The organism is Parasphingorhabdus sp. (genome assembly GCF_036568145.1).
Taxonomy (GTDB): Bacteria; Pseudomonadota; Alphaproteobacteria; order Sphingomonadales; family Sphingomonadaceae; genus Parasphingorhabdus.
Window position 1 is genome coordinate 46,544 of record NZ_DATCTC010000015.1, and the last position, 14,451, is coordinate 60,994.

The 14,451-nt window shown below is 54.4% G+C and carries 12 protein-coding genes; 5 read left to right on the forward strand and 7 right to left on the reverse strand.

All coding sequences use genetic code 11. From position 1 onward, the window contains the following. Positions 1-15: 15 nt before the first annotated feature. Positions 16-849: an LD-carboxypeptidase gene (locus VIN76_RS03905; protein WP_332040507.1), complete on the reverse strand. Its 834-nt coding sequence runs from the start codon at positions 847-849 to the stop codon at positions 16-18. A gap of 75 nt (positions 850-924) precedes the next feature. Here VIN76_RS03905 and VIN76_RS03910 point away from each other — a divergent pair, with 75 nt between their 5' ends. Continuing rightward, positions 925-2,325: a UDP-N-acetylmuramate--L-alanine ligase gene (locus VIN76_RS03910; RefSeq protein WP_332040508.1), complete on the forward strand. Its 1,401-nt coding sequence runs from the start codon at positions 925-927 to the stop codon at positions 2,323-2,325. A gap of 127 nt (positions 2,326-2,452) precedes the next feature. Here VIN76_RS03910 and VIN76_RS03915 read toward each other — a convergent pair whose 3' ends face one another. Together VIN76_RS03915 and VIN76_RS03920 are read right to left on the reverse strand one after the other, a co-directional pair. After that, positions 2,453-2,707, reverse strand: a complete 255-nt coding sequence (locus tag VIN76_RS03915; RefSeq protein ID WP_332040509.1) for a hypothetical protein — start codon at positions 2,705-2,707, stop codon at positions 2,453-2,455. A 162-nt stretch (positions 2,708-2,869) separates the two neighbouring features. Continuing rightward, positions 2,870-3,748, reverse strand: a complete 879-nt coding sequence (locus VIN76_RS03920) for a LysR substrate-binding domain-containing protein (RefSeq protein ID WP_332040510.1) — start codon at positions 3,746-3,748, stop codon at positions 2,870-2,872. Between the two features lie 416 nt (positions 3,749-4,164). On the opposite strand from VIN76_RS03920, the gene VIN76_RS03925 reads away from it, so the two are divergent. Continuing rightward, entirely contained in the window at positions 4,165-6,447 is a 2,283-nt protein-coding gene (locus VIN76_RS03925) for a CDC48 family AAA ATPase (RefSeq protein WP_332040587.1), read from the forward strand. A gap of 64 nt (positions 6,448-6,511) precedes the next feature. Here the strand turns inward: VIN76_RS03925 and VIN76_RS03930 are convergent, their stop codons facing one another. Then, on the reverse strand, positions 6,512-7,864 hold the full coding sequence (locus VIN76_RS03930; protein ID WP_332040511.1) for an MFS transporter: 1,353 nt from the start codon (positions 7,862-7,864) through the stop codon (positions 6,512-6,514). 17 nt (positions 7,865-7,881) lie between these two features. Next, positions 7,882-8,202, reverse strand: coding sequence for an antibiotic biosynthesis monooxygenase (locus VIN76_RS03935; protein ID WP_332040512.1), 321 nt, complete (start codon positions 8,200-8,202; stop codon positions 7,882-7,884). A gap of 102 nt (positions 8,203-8,304) precedes the next feature. Between VIN76_RS03935 and VIN76_RS03940 the strand changes: the two genes are divergently transcribed. The 3 genes from VIN76_RS03940 (at position 8,305) to VIN76_RS03950 (ending at position 12,397) form a co-directional block, all read left to right on the forward strand. Continuing rightward, positions 8,305-8,931 carry a class I SAM-dependent methyltransferase gene (locus VIN76_RS03940; protein WP_332040513.1) on the forward strand — a complete coding sequence of 209 codons (627 nt, stop codon included), beginning with the start codon at positions 8,305-8,307 and terminating at the stop codon, positions 8,929-8,931. 157 nt (positions 8,932-9,088) lie between these two features. Continuing rightward, positions 9,089-12,025: a pitrilysin family protein gene (locus tag VIN76_RS03945; RefSeq protein WP_332040514.1), complete on the forward strand. Its 2,937-nt coding sequence runs from the start codon at positions 9,089-9,091 to the stop codon at positions 12,023-12,025. 75 nt (positions 12,026-12,100) lie between these two features. Continuing rightward, positions 12,101-12,397 carry a hypothetical protein gene (locus tag VIN76_RS03950; protein WP_332040515.1) on the forward strand — a complete coding sequence of 99 codons (297 nt, stop codon included), beginning with the start codon at positions 12,101-12,103 and terminating at the stop codon, positions 12,395-12,397. Between the two features lie 102 nt (positions 12,398-12,499). Here VIN76_RS03950 and pal read toward each other — a convergent pair whose 3' ends face one another. Together pal and tolB are read right to left on the reverse strand one after the other, a co-directional pair. Further along, a complete protein-coding gene (gene pal / locus VIN76_RS03955) occupies positions 12,500-13,006 on the reverse strand; it encodes a peptidoglycan-associated lipoprotein Pal (RefSeq protein ID WP_332040516.1) in 507 nt (168 codons plus the stop codon). A 90-nt stretch (positions 13,007-13,096) separates the two neighbouring features. After that, positions 13,097-14,443, reverse strand: coding sequence for a Tol-Pal system beta propeller repeat protein TolB (tolB, locus tag VIN76_RS03960; RefSeq protein WP_332040517.1), 1,347 nt, complete (start codon positions 14,441-14,443; stop codon positions 13,097-13,099). Positions 14,444-14,451: the final 8 nt, after the last annotated feature.

Consider the following 14,451-nt stretch of genomic DNA (forward strand, 5'->3'; position numbering starts at 1 on the left):
TGGTCATGAAGAAATCTAGTCGGGAATAGTCCCGAAGGGCACGACCTTGTTCTCTGCATCATGGCCAATATCTGCCGTGCCCAGATAGGGGATGTCATAGCGCTTGCACCAGTGCCGGATGATCTGGTCGGCATCTTCCCCGAACGGGCGGTTATTTTCTGGCACCTCGCTGACCCGGCCCAGCCTTATTCCGGCAAGTCCCTGGCCCGCAAGATGGGTGGTGACATTGAACATGGCTCGGTCGAAAGCATAAAGATATTCGGCAATTTCCTCGATCATCAGGACATGGCCTTCAAGGTCGGGGAGCAGCGGCGTGCCGACCATCATCGCCAGCGTCATCAGGTTGAACGCGGCATATTTCCGGCCCGGCTCGATATGGGGCTCCAGCGCCGCATGGTCCCGCCGCACCAGCCAGTCCAGCCCGCGCCGCACCGCTGCATCGCCTCCCTCGCGCCGGATATCCACCGGCATCGGGCCGTGCGCCTGGGTGCCGATCCTGGCTTTGTACAGCGCTCCGAGCAAGTTCCCGCCATCGCTATAGCCCATAAAATGCTTAACATGCGATACAGGCTCCATTCGCTCCATAACTGCATCCGCAATCCGCGCCGCACCATATCCGCCCCGCGCAAACCACACCGCATCAATTGTCGGATCATTGGCAAGTGCAACGAAAGCGGAAGCGCGCAGCTCATCATTGCCTGCAAAATGACCCTCTATGGCAAAGCATTGATCGTGAAAGACCAATTGCGCCTCAGGATGGCTTTCACTGGCAAGCGCAATTAACTGATCGGCCTCTTCCGGGTAAAGGGGCGTTGACGGTGCGCAAATACCGATCCTGACCTGTTCCACTATATTTTCACTCCCCCGACCTTGTTTTGCACCAATCCAATTGCCAAAAAGCTGCCGAGGCCATAGCGGGGGAATATGACTAAAGACAAATCCTATTATTTTTGCGGCATAGGCGGCTCCGGAATGCAACCTCTGGCAATGATTGTCCGGGAAAGCGGTGCCGAGGTATCAGGATCCGACCGTGCGCTGGATCAAGGGCGTCTGGCAGCAAAATTTGAATGGTTGAAAGGCAAGGGCATTGGCCTGTTTCCGCAAGACGGCAGCGGGATTACTTCCGGCGATCAGATACTGGTCGCGTCTGCCGCGATTGAAGACAGCGTGCCGGATGTTGCGAAAGCCAAAAGCCTTGGCTGCAAGCGCATGACACGAGCCGAATTGCTTGCCGAGCAGTTTAATGCTTCCCCGCAAAGCGTTGCGATTGGCGGAACCAGCGGGAAATCGACCGTGACCGGCATGATCGGCTGGATATTGACCCAAGCCGGTCTGGATCCGACCATCATGAACGGTGCGGTAATGAAAAACTTCGTTGCCGATGACGCCCCCTTCGCCAGTTCGCGGGTGGGTAATGGCGGGATCATGGTCAGCGAGGTGGATGAAAGCGACGGATCTATCGCTTTATTTAATCCCGATATTGCTGTGCTGAACAATGTGAGTCTGGATCATAAAAGCCTTGAGGAGCTGCGTCAGCTTTTCGGTGATTTTGCGAGTAAAGCCAGCCATTGTGTCTGGAACCGGGATGATCCCGAAACCGCATCTTTGGTCGGCGGGCTGGACTTGCAAGGAGCGATAAGTTTCGGTTTCAGCGAAGGCTCTGATTTCCGGGCTACCGCCATAAACGAAGCACTGATCAGCAGCCGCTTCACGCTCTCTACGGGTGGGGAGGAGTTTACGGTCACGCTTCAGGTGCCGGGCCATCACAACATCGCCAATGCGCTGGCGGCCATTGCTGCAGCATCGGCTGTCGGTGTACCGGTTGCGCAATCTGTTGCCGCTATCTCAAGTTTCAGCGGCCTTGCCCGGCGCTTTGATGTTGTGGGAACGGTAAATGAGATCAGCGTGATTGATGATTTCGGGCATAATCCCGACAAGATCGCCGCCACGCTAAAAACTATGAAAGCCTTTCCGGGGCGTATCATTGCCTTTTTCCAGCCCCATGGCTTTGGTCCTATAAAGAAAATGGGATCAGAATTGTCGCAGGTTTTTGCAGAGATACTGGACAAGGATGACTGTGTAATCCTGTGCGATCCGGTTTATTTCGGCGGTACCGTTGACCGCACTATCAGTAGCGAATCGATTGTGGAAGCAGTTAAGGGTCCCGGAGGAAATGCGAAATATATCGCCAGCCGGGCTGATTGCGGCGAGTATATAGTGGAGATCGCCAAGCCCAGGGACCGTATCGTGATCATGGGCGCGCGCGATGATACATTGAGCATATTTGCCTCGGATATTTTACGTAAATTATCCGGCAAATCCTAAACGCTAAAGACTGTATCTCATGGATCTTTGATCAAAAGTAGTTGCTGCCAACGTAAATCAGGCCCCAAAAGGGGCCCGATCATGAAAATTATTTCTGATGAAAAGTGAAATCAGATTTCACGTCTAATCATGGGCTGACAGGTGCATCGTCATCATCATCGTCATCAATGATTGTCAGTGTAACGAAAGCTGCAGCAACTGCAGCAGCCAGAACAGCAAGGACAGTGTCACTGCCACCGGCCAGACTATTTGCTTTTTGCTGGCTCGCAGAAACGCGTTCTACGCTTGAACTCGCTACAGGGGCGACCGCTTGTGATTGTGCCATAACCGGCGTGGCCGAAAGGGATAACAATGACAAAGCAGCTAAAGCTTTAAAACGCATATATTTTCTCCAATGTTTATACAGGGGTCGGTAGGTTTACGAATGACTCTTGTAATGGTTCCTGAACAAAATGTCAGAAAACGAAAAAATTTATCCATTGCGACTGTTCGGATCGCCTGATGACATCCATTTAGGCGCTTGCCTTGCAGGAACCAGCCTCGGTTAAAGTCCAGCTTTGATGACCCAATCGTGGAAAATCCGCACAGCACGATGTTTCTGGTCACGTTTGCGGCACACGAACCAATAGGCATAAGGGCTGTCTATATCATAATCGAACAAACGGGCCAGGCGAGGGTCGTTCGCGTCGGAAAAATGGCCACCATGCATAATCGCGACGCCAAGTCCCTGTGCTACAGCTTCCAGTATCAAAGGACCGCTGTTCATCTGGTCAATACTGGCCGGTTTAAGGTCCGGTATGCCGACGGCCTCTTTCCAGCAGTCAAAAGCTTTAAGCATATCACTATGGATCAGGATATTGTGATCCATCAAATCTTCCGGTGTCTTGATCGCATTTGGGCCGTGGACAAGTTCGGCTGCGGCAATCGCATAAATCTTGTTGGTGTCTAGTTTGACCGCGTAGAGATTGGGGTCCACATGGTCGGCAATTATGATCGCCGCATCAATAGAATCGCCTAGCATATTCTGGGCATGGGTAGAGGTATCTACATCAATATGCAGCTTGGGATAGAGTTTCCTGAACTCCGGCAACCGGGGCACCAGACGGGTGGCGCCAAAAAGAGGAAGGACACCCAGACGTAGACGCAAAGAACCACCGCTAACGGTCATATGGTCAACGGCATCGCCTATTGATTCCATGGCCGGGGCAACGGCCTCCAGCAGGGCTTGGCCGTCTTCGTTCAAAACCATCGACTGGTTGCGCCGTTCGAAAAGCGGTTTTCCGATATGATCTTCGAGCGCTTTGATACGGCGACTGAGTGCCGGAGCTGACAGCGCCAATTCAGCGGCTGCGGCTTTGGAAGTGCCTAACCGGGCAACACGGATAAAAGCTTCTAATGAACGGAGGGGGGGAAGTCGGCGCATAATATATCCGATATTGTGGTTAAATAAAGTTTGTGCAACGCAAAATAGTCATCATTTTGGATAGACTGGCTGTATCTCAAGTGCATTCTTAGCAACTGGTTGCATAATACGCAACTCCCAATGTCCTTTTCGCACTTGCAACATAATCGATTCTCGGCCAATTAGAACTCGCCTTTCAGGCATCCTCTCCTAAAAACTTTTACAGGCCAATCCTTCGGGGTTGGCCTTTTTTTTGTCCGAAATCCATACATTCTTTGACGCCCTTTGCTTTCGTACTAAATTCGGGGGTCGTATAATGGCTGTTGTCTCCCTATCTTATTGGAAACGATACTATCGCAGGAGTGTATTCGACCATGACTGATCCCAGTTCCGACCCCGCCTCTGATCCCAAATCTGATTCTGAACCCGATTCTCCCATGATAAAAATACAGGTCGCCAATGCCCGACCGGAAGATAGCGGCCGCGGCCTTGCCCGTTTGTCGCGGGATAATATGGGTAAATTGGGACTGATCGAAGGCGATGTGGTTGAGATTTGCGGGAAACAGGCAACTCCGGCCCGTGCGGTTCTGCCTTATCCTGAAGATGAGGGGCTGAACTTTGTCCGGCTAGACGGTTTGCAGCGTGCCAATGCCGGTGTCGGCTCCGGTGACTTTGTTGAGATTCGCAAAGCCGATTCGAAGCCAGCCAAAAAAGTCATTTTTGCCCCGGCACAGAAGGATTTGCGCTTACATGGCAGCGGTGCCGGCCTGAAACGCAGCTTCATGGGGCGTCCCGTGACGATGGGCGATTTTGTCGCGACCCATGGCCAGCAGCAGGTCGACCGCAGCGATATGCCGTTGCAATTGCAGCAAATGCTGGCTGCTCCGGCTTTTTCACTGACCCAGATTCGCTTGCTCGTGGTTTCTACCATTCCAAAGGGGCTAGTCCATATTGACGAAAGTACAGAAGTCGAACTGCGTCCGGAATATGTGGAATCGACCGAACATCGCCGGGCCGATGTTACCTATGATGATGTTGGCGGCTTGCATGATACTATCGACCAACTGCGTGAAATGGTTGAGCTGCCGTTGCGTTATCCGCAACTCTTCACCCGGCTTGGCGTTGATCCGCCACGCGGTGTCTTGCTCCATGGCCCTCCAGGCACCGGCAAAACACGGTTGGCCCGCGCTGTTGCCAATGAAAGCGATGCCGAGTTTTTCCTGATCAACGGTCCGGAAATCATGGGTTCGGCTTATGGTGAGTCGGAAAAGAAATTACGGGAGGTTTTTGAAGCCGCTGCCAAGGCCGCGCCGTCCATTCTGTTCATCGACGAAATCGATTCCATCGCACCCAAGCGCGGTGAAGTGCAGGGTGAAACCGAAAAGCGGCTGGTGGCCCAGTTGCTGACGCTGATGGACGGTCTGGAGTCGCGCGTCAATCTGGTGGTTATTGCTGCCACCAACCGCCCAGAGGCGCTTGATGAGGCGTTGCGCCGTCCGGGCCGGTTTGACCGTGAAATCATTGTTGGCGTGCCTGACCTGGCTGGCCGTAAACAAATTCTGGGCATCCATACACGCGGCATGCCTTTGGACCCGGCAGTAGACCTGACCGAGCTTGCACGCACGACTTATGGGTTTGTCGGTGCCGACCTGGCGGCCCTTACCCGCGAAGCGGCGATTGAAGCTGTCCGCCGGATCATGCCGAAAATCGATCTGGAATCAGAAACCGTTCCGCCGGAAGTGCTTGAAGAGCTCGTGGTCCGCCGTGAGGATTTTGTCGAAGCGCTGAAACGCGTTCAGCCATCTGCCATGCGTGAAGTGATGGTGCAGGCTCCCGATGTCCGCTGGGAAGATATTGGCGGTCTGGATGACGCACAGACACGCCTGAAAGAGGGCATCGAACTGCCGATGAAAAACCCGGAAGCCTTTACCCGTCTGGGTATTCGCCCGGCCAAGGGCTTTTTGCTCTATGGTCCGCCGGGAACCGGTAAGACATTGCTGGCAAAGGCCGTGGCACGTGAGGCAGAGGCCAATTTCATTGCCACCAAGTCCAGCGACCTTCTGTCCAAATGGTATGGGGAGAGCGAGCAACAGATCGCGCGGCTATTTGCTCGAGCGCGTCAGGTTGCTCCGACCATATTATTCATCGACGAGATTGACAGCCTGGTCCCGGCCCGCGGACGCGGCATGGGGGAACCGCAAGTGACGGAACGGGTCGTCAATGCGATCCTTGCCGAGATGGACGGGCTGGAAGAAATGCAGTCAGTGATCGTGATCGGTGCAACGAACCGTCCCGGTCTGGTCGATCCGGCGCTGCTGCGGCCTGGCCGGTTTGACGAGCTTGTCTATGTACCTGTCCCCGGAAAGGATGGCCGCCGCCGCATCTTGGCGATTCATACTGAAAAAATGCCGATCGCGAAGGATGTCGACCTTGATGACATTGCCGAGCGGGCGGATCGCTATTCCGGCGCCGATCTGGAAGATCTGGTACGCCGCGCCGGCCTTTATGCGCTGCGTGAATATGGCGGACTGGTCGAAACAGTGTCGATGAAGCATTTTGAAAAGGCTCTGAAAGATAGCCGTGCCTCGGTAACGCCGGAAATGGAGGAAGAATATTCCAAAATGGAAAGCGAACTGAAAAGCAATGCCATGCGGGCCGATCCCATCGGCTTTGTCAGTCCCGGCATGTTGCGGCCGATCAATGCCGAGAAAGAAGACTAAACGTTAGTCGCGCCGGTTCCGGTATGGCATATATAAGCCGCGTCTTGAGCAATCAGGGCGCGGCTTAATCGTCCAGATGCAGCGTTTTGAAGCCCCAGAAAAAAACGAACAGACACATGGCGACAGCCAACCAGAATGGCAGGTTATTGAAATAGGTGTACAGCAATACGCCCAGCGCCGGAGAGGCAATGAAGGCCATGCCATTGACCGAGGCTACAATGCCCGCAACGCCGTTCTGTTCCTCTGGCTCCACAGCGAGCGATGCACCTGCGGTAAAACCGGGACGGAACAAGCCAAAGCCCAGCGAACTGACGGCAAATCCAAGGATGATCTCGAAAAGGCCGTCCGACAAACCGATGATGAAGCAGCCCAACGCGGCAAGCAGCATGCCCCATAGAATCGACGAGCGCGGCCCCATCTGTAACAGCGGGATCAAGCCCCATTGAGCCAGCAAGGTCGCCGCCGCACCGGACATCAGGACAATGCCTGTCATCTCGACCCCCATTGCCGGGTCGCCGCGCAGACCCAGCCTGTCGAGTAACAGAAAGCCGATAACTCCTAATATGAGAGCGTTGGCATTGCCGCCCATGATTCCGGTAATCAGCCACGGCTTTATACGTTCGTCCCCCCAACGGAGCTGCGGCACTACGCTTGTTTCGGATGCCTGTCCTGCGGGGCGGTATTCGTGGCCCTCATCCCGCAGCGTGCTGGCTGAAAGTGCAGAACTAAACGGTTCTGTCGTAACGACACCGCGGGCTTCAAACCTTGGCGTATCGTCGGGCAGTTTCAGCTTCAACGCGATCATCACGATTATGCCAATAGCCGCAAAAGCGAACATCGGGCTGGACAATCCAAGGACCGGCAAGATCAGCAAGGGTGCGATAGCAGGGCCAACAACCGTGCCCAGACCGAAAGAAGACGAGATGAGCGATAGCGCCTTGGTCCGTTCTTCACGCGGGGTCCGCGCGGCTACATAGGCTTGCACCGCTGGGGGCGCAGCGGAGCCCAGACCCCCATAAAGGCTTCTGAAAATGGCAAATAATATGAAGGTCAGCAAGGCACTATACCAGCCCAGAAGGCCAAAAAACAGCGCCAGTCCTGCCAAGGCCATAGAGGATGTAAACCCGATCATCCCCAGCCGCATCAAAGCTTTACGGCCGCGCTTGTCGGACAGGCGCGCCCATTTGGGGGCGGTATAGACCCATAGCAAAGCGGACCAGCTAAAGGCTGCGCTCACCCAGAAATCGGGAATGTCCAGCTGCGTGCCGATCGTCGGTAATATCGACTGCATCGCTGTATTGCCCGACGCCGTGACAAGCATGACCATGAACAACACCGCCATGCGTGTGTTGTCGATAGGTGTATAGGTTTCTACCGCCGTTTGTGGTGCGGCTTTGGGTGCAGAGGAATCAGCCATGAAAACTGTATGGCACGCTATTTTATCCAATCATAGCTGCGTTCTATCCGCGTGACGTGCAATGTATAACGTTCATACCATTTCCCCCGTCCCTGTTCGCGAATTGCGCTATGGTCAGGATGATCGCGCCATGCTTTGGCAGCTTCATCATTTTCCCAATAGCTGACCGTAATACCCAGGCCATCAGCAGAACGGGCGCTGTCCTGACCCAGATAACCGGGTTGCTTTGCAGCAAGGTCACTCATGGCATTTGCTGCGGCGCTATAGGATTCGTCGTCGTTTTGGGTGCGCTGGGCACAAAAGATTACAGCGATTGATCCGCGTTGATATAAGTTCATATGGCCTTTCTGAACCTCCCTTTGTTCACGACAAGCGCGAAGAATGTTTGAATATATGAATATTATAACCTAATCAGGTGACGGAAAAACAGGAGACATTGATTGAATAACAGCGTTGCAAACGCCTCGTTAAGGGACACGATAAAATTGCGCGCAGCCCGCATTTTCGGTGCATGGGGCGTTTTTTTCAAGGGTTTCCTGAAGCATCCGGTGATGGTTGGTTCGATTATCCCATCCTCGGCTTTGACGGTAAAAAAGATGCTGGAGCCGGTGAAATGGGACGAATGCAATGTGTTCGTTGAATATGGCCCCGGCGTTGGAACATTCTGTCGCCCGGTGCTGGAGCGGATGAAACCGGATGCGACGCTGATCGTCATCGATCTCAACTCAGACTTTATCGACTATCTTGGCAAAAGTATCCGCGACAGTCGTTTTTATCCCATTCACGGCTCGGCCGCCGATGTGCAACAAATCCTTCAGGATCTGGGCCATGAAAAGGCAGACTATATCTTGTCCGGCCTGCCATTTTCCACCCTTCCCAATCAGCTTGGGCCCAAAATTGCCAAGGAAACTTACGACGCTTTGCGCCCCGGCGGTGCTTTTCTGGTCTATCAATTTGTTAAACGTGCGCGCGATTTCATGACGCCGCATTTTGACCGTATCGATAATGGCTATTGCCTTTGGAACATATTGCCTTGCCATCTGTTCTGGGGCTGGAAACAGAAATAGCCGCTCCCTCTTGTCATCCTTCCCATTTCTGCATGGACCAATGTTGTTGGTCGATCCCCGTCCGCTGTTAATCGAAGACCAACAGGACTTGCGCGACAAGTCTGCATGCCCATAGTAGTTCAAATATATACTATTTTATCGTGAAGAGGAATTTTGGATGTCACGCTTTTCCCGCAATATTGCGATTGCGCTTAGCTCTACCGCATTGAGTTTTGCAGCTCCGGCTTATGCCGATAGCCCGGCGAGCAATGCAACATTCGCTGAGCCGGCACCGGTTAGCGAGCTGGTCGAAGCTGTAGATATACCCTATGAACGCTTCACGCTCGACAATGGTTTGAAAGTGCTGGTCCACACCGACCGCAAGGCACCGATTGTGGCGGTATCTGTCTGGTATGGTGTGGGGTCCGCCAATGAACCGGATGGCAAGACAGGCTATGCCCATCTGTTTGAACATATCATGTTCAACGGCTCGGAAAATGCACCGGGCGATTATTTTGATCCCTTAAGGCAAATTGGCGCGACCGATTTGAACGGCACGACATGGCTCGACCGCACCAATTATTTCCAGACCGTGCCAAAATCCGCACTGGAAGTAGCTTTGTTCCTTGAGAGCGACCGGATGGGTCATTTGCTGGGCGCGGTTACGCAGGAAAAGCTCGACAACCAGATCGGCGTTGTCTCGAACGAAAAGCGTCAGGGCGATAACCAGCCTTATGGTCTGGTCGGCTATCGCCAGACGGAATTGCTCTTCCCGGACAAAAGCCATCCCTATGGGCATGACACGATCGGTTCGCTCGAAGATCTGGAAGCTGCTTCGCTCGATGACATGAAGCTGTGGTTCACGGACCATTATGGCCCGAATAACGCGATATTGGTGCTGGCCGGCGATATTGACGCGGCCGAAGCCAAGCCGCTGGTCCAGAAATGGTTCGGCGACATTGCGCCGGGCAAAGAAATCGCCCAGCTTAATCCGGAACTGCCAACGCTGGACGCCCCTGTCTATGAAGTGATGAAAGACAAGGTGGCGACCACCCGTATCTATCGCAACTGGGTGGTTCCGGGGCTCAACGATCCCGATTATACGCCGCTTGATGTCGGCATGGCGGTGCTGGGCGGTCTTGCCAGCTCGCGGCTGGACAATATCATGGTGCGCGAAGAGAAAAATGCAGTGGCGGTTTCTGCATTCGTACTGCCCTTTGTCCACGGCAGCCTTGTGCAGATTCAGGCCGATGTAAAGCCGGGTGAAGATGCGGACATGGTCGCCAGGCGGCTGGATGAAATCATCGCCGACTTTATCCAGAAAGGCCCAACCGCAGATGAAGTGCAGCGGGTCGCAACGCGTGATGCCGCATCGCGGATTGCCGGTTTGGAGCAGGTTGGCGGATTTAGCGGAAAAGCCACTGCACTGGCGCAAGGTGAACTTTATTCCGATGATCCGGAACATTACAAGAAAGAGCTGGCGCGGCTGGCTTCCACAACTCCGGAATCGGTGACTTCGGCTATGCAAAAATGGCTGACCCGTCCGGTTGTCGGTATCCGGGTCGTGCCGGGTGAGCGGGAGGCATATCAGGAAGTGGAATCCGGTAAAGGCGCGCGAACAGGCACGCTGACCGCTCCCGCATTTTACATGCAGGATGGTGAGCCCGCTGTTGCTGCGGCTGTTACTCCTGTGGACCGTTCCAATCTTCCTGAAGTCGGGGAATTCTCCAATGTCGACTTCCCCGATGTCGAAAGTTCGGTGCTATCTAACGGGATCAAAGTCTATTTCGCGCGGCGTGATGCCGTTCCGATGACGCGCGTCACCTTGTCTTTTAACGCCGGAGCCACCGCGGATCCCACGGATAAAATCGGCCTGCACAATTTTGTCACCTCGGTAATGGAAGAAGGCACGACCAGCCTGAACTCCATTGAAATTGCCGAGCAGCAGGAGCGCTTGGGCGCCAATATCAGCGTTGGTGGCGGGCGTGACCGCACCAGCGTCAATCTGAGCGCGGTTAACCCCAATCTTGACGCATCGCTCGACCTGATGGCGGATATTGTCAGAAATCCGGCGTTTGAAACCGATGATATCGAACGCATCCGGGTGCAGCAACTGACCGCCATTGACCGCGAGGAAAGCGATCCGGCAAGCATTGCGGCCAACGCCTTGCCGCCGCTGCTATTCGGTGATGTGCATCCTTATGGTCGGGGGCTTTCGGGCAATGGCACGAAGGAATCTGTCGCCGCGATCAGCCGTGATGATCTGGTAAACTTCCATCAAAGCTGGATGCGGCCTGAAAATGCGACAATCTTTGCTGTGGGTCAGATTGACCGCCAGGTGCTGCTTGAAAAGCTCGAGGCGCGTTTCGGGAAATGGAAAGGCAAAGGCAAGGCCGCACCGGCAAAGAATTTCGATGCCCCGATTCCCGAAGCACAAGGCAAGATTGTCGTCATCCACCGCGCCAATTCGCCGCAGTCGATGATCCTTGCGGGACAGGTTACGCCTTTCCGGGGGACCGATGACCTGTTGACGCTGAACGCTGCGAACGAGGTTCTGGGCGGTAACTTCCTGTCGCGTATCAATATGGACCTGCGCGAGACTAAGGGCTGGAGCTATGGCACCCGCAACATGATTTTGCGCGGCGAGCATGAGGTTCCCTATGTCATGCGCGCGCCCGTGCAGACCAACCAGACCGGACCGGCCGTTGCCGCGATCAAGCAGCAGGTAGAGGAATTTCTGGGGGACAAAGGCGTAACACAGGCGGAGCTGGAGCGCACCGTCAACGGCAATGTGCGCGAGCTGCCCGGTCAGTTTGAGCAATCCAGTCGGGTACTCTCTCAGATGCAAAGCGACGTGATGTATCAGCGCCCCTCCAACTATGCCGAAACCGTAGCCGACCGTTACAAGGCTTTGAGCGCCGATGATCTTAACAAGGCGATGGCCGGTGCGATTGATCCTGATCGGTTTACGTGGGTTATTGTCGGTGATGCGGCCAAGATCAAACCGCAGCTTGATGCGCTCGACATGAGCGTCGAATATCGCGGCTATGAAGCTGATAACACTAATGTTAGTAATGCTAATGGCTCAAGTGATTCGGCAGCCGGGGAAGACTGAACGTCTGCGCCTGAGTTTGATTGATAAACGAGGGTTAGATTGAGAAGGCCAGATTAATTTTTAAAGGAGAGTATTATGTCGATAGACGGTTCTTATGATTGCATCACCAAATCCCCGATGGGCGACCAGGCTTCCGTGGTGACAATTGTCACCAACGGCGACACGTTCACCGGCACAAACGAAGGCGCCATGGGTTCCATGGAACTGGAAAACGGCAAGATTAACGGCAACGAGCTGACATGGGAAATGAACATGACCGTGCCGATGCCAATGAAGCTGGAAGGCAAGGCGACTGTAGAAGACGGTGTACTAACCGGTTCAGTCAATGCCGGGGCTTTTGGTGAAATGGCTATGACCGGCACCAAGAAATAAGCCGCCAAAATATAACAGTTTCAAGACATGAAAAGGCCGCTACCCGATCGGGATAGCGGCCTTTGTTATTCTGTCCCTCCTGGAGAGGAAGAAGCGCGTTTCTTATTGAATGACGATGGTCACAGCACGGCGGTTTTGTGCCCATGCCGCTTCGTTGGAGCCCAATGCCTCGGGGCGTTCCTTGCCATAGCTTACGGTGGTCATCCGGTCCGGGCTAACACCCAAAGACGCCAGATAGTTTTTCGCGGCATTCGCCCTGCGCTCACCAAGAGCGAGGTTATATTCGCGTGTGCCGCGTTCGTCGGCATGGCCTTCAATCGTGATCCGTGCATTGGGATATTGTGCAAGCCATTGGGCCTGGCTCTGCAATATCGCCTGGTCCTGCGAATCAACAGTATAGCTATCAAGCTCGAACAAAATACGGTCCGACATTGTATTGGCCACAAAGTCCCCATGTGATCCGGGTGCATAGCCGGGGCCGGATGATGCAGGCGGAGCTGGCTCGGTCGTGCCCGCTGGCGGTGGCGGCAATTCCTCCGGTGCCTTTTTAGCGCAACCTGCGAGGACTAGTCCTGTGGTAATTAGCAGAGGGGTCGCATATTTTAACATAGTCTTGCTCCTATTTTTAGCATGCCCAAATTGGACTTATAGCCGTTTTTCAGTCACTTGTCTCACAATAGTTCTACTTTTGAAAAACTGTTAAGGCAGAATAGGCCCCCATGCCGGGTCAGAGCCATCTACCGGAGTGGGCAGTTTGCGCTCGTTCTGGCCGGTCAGGTCGACCTGCCAGATGCCTGTTTCACCGCTTCCGCGGGTTGTCCGGAAAAACTGGATAACACGGCCATTTGGTGCCCAGGTCGGGGCTTCGTCCTGCCAGTTATTGGTGAGCAATCGCTCTCCGCCGCCGCCCGGTGTCATAACGCCAATGCGGAAATTCCCGGCCATTTTGGTAAAAGCGATCAAATCGCCGCGCGGACTCCATTCCGGCGTTGCATAGCGGCCGCCGCCAAAGCTGATTCGCCGTTCATTACCGCCATTGGCGCTCATCACATAAAGCTGCTGGCTTCCCGAACGGTCGCTTTCAAAAACGATCTGGCTACCGTCGGGGGAGAAACTGCCGCCAATATCAATACCGGGAGCAGAGGTCAGCCGCACCGGCGTTCCGCCTTGGGACGATACTTTGTAGATATCGGTATTCCCGGCAATGGCCATCGAATAGAGCAGCCATTTGCCATCGGGCGACCAGCGCGGCGCAAATGTGGGGTTAGAGCTTTGGGTAATCAGCCTTTGCTGCCCTGTGCCGATTTCATAGACATAAATGCGGGGGTTTCCGTCCAGAAAGCTCAGATATACGATCTTCTTATAATCGGGAGAAAAGCGCGGAGTCAGCGCGGTTGCCTGACCATTGGTGATGAATCGGTGGTTGGCTCCGTCGCTATCCATGATAGCCAGCCGTTTGCGCCGGTTACCTTTAGGACCTGTCTCGGCAATATAAGCGATGCGGCTATCGAAGAAGGGTGATTCGCCGGTCAGGCGTGAATAAACGCTATCGGCGCATTTATGGGCCGCGCGCCGCCAGTCGCGGGGTTCAACGACAAAGCCCTGACGGGTCAGTTCGGTTTGCAGCGCAACATCATAAAGATAACAGCCGACGGTCAGCTTGCCATCAGCATTCGCGCGGATGAATCCTTGTAGGAGAGCAGAAGCGGGAGTGCCCTGCCAATATGGAAATTGCGGTGTGGTCACTTCGCTAAAGCTGATTCCGCGAACCTGATTGCGGGTCAGCGGTTTGAACAGGCCACTGGAACGCAGGTCGCCCACAATCACGTCGCTGATTTTATTGCCCAGTTCAGCGGTAGTTCCCGCCGGTGTGTCGGTGCTTTGCGGTGTCGCAAAGGCGGGCACGGCAATGGTTAGCTGGTCAGCCCCGACATTATCAACATCGACGGTCAACTGGGCATGAGCGGGCATCGCCAGCCCGGCCAGCCCGATGAACAGGATGAAGGCGGCTAGCCACGATAGGCGCTTGGGGTGAGCTGTAACCATGATATTCT

Coding starts and splice junctions, on each gene's coding strand:
- tolB (WP_332040517.1), bottom strand. CDS start 14,443: ATGGTTACAGCTCACCCCAAGCGCCTATCGTGGCTAGCCGCCTTCATC.
- VIN76_RS03920 (WP_332040510.1), bottom strand. CDS start 3,748: ATGCGCCGACTTCCCCCCCTCCGTTCATTAGAAGCTTTTATCCGTGTT.
- VIN76_RS03945 (WP_332040514.1), top strand. CDS start 9,089: ATGTCACGCTTTTCCCGCAATATTGCGATTGCGCTTAGCTCTACCGCA.
- VIN76_RS03930 (WP_332040511.1), bottom strand. CDS start 7,864: ATGGCTGATTCCTCTGCACCCAAAGCCGCACCACAAACGGCGGTAGAA.
- VIN76_RS03910 (WP_332040508.1), top strand. CDS start 925: ATGACTAAAGACAAATCCTATTATTTTTGCGGCATAGGCGGCTCCGGA.
- VIN76_RS03935 (WP_332040512.1), bottom strand. CDS start 8,202: ATGAACTTATATCAACGCGGATCAATCGCTGTAATCTTTTGTGCCCAG.
- VIN76_RS03915 (WP_332040509.1), bottom strand. CDS start 2,707: ATGCGTTTTAAAGCTTTAGCTGCTTTGTCATTGTTATCCCTTTCGGCC.
- VIN76_RS03950 (WP_332040515.1), top strand. CDS start 12,101: ATGTCGATAGACGGTTCTTATGATTGCATCACCAAATCCCCGATGGGC.
- VIN76_RS03925 (WP_332040587.1), top strand. CDS start 4,165: ATGATAAAAATACAGGTCGCCAATGCCCGACCGGAAGATAGCGGCCGC.
- pal (WP_332040516.1), bottom strand. CDS start 13,006: ATGTTAAAATATGCGACCCCTCTGCTAATTACCACAGGACTAGTCCTC.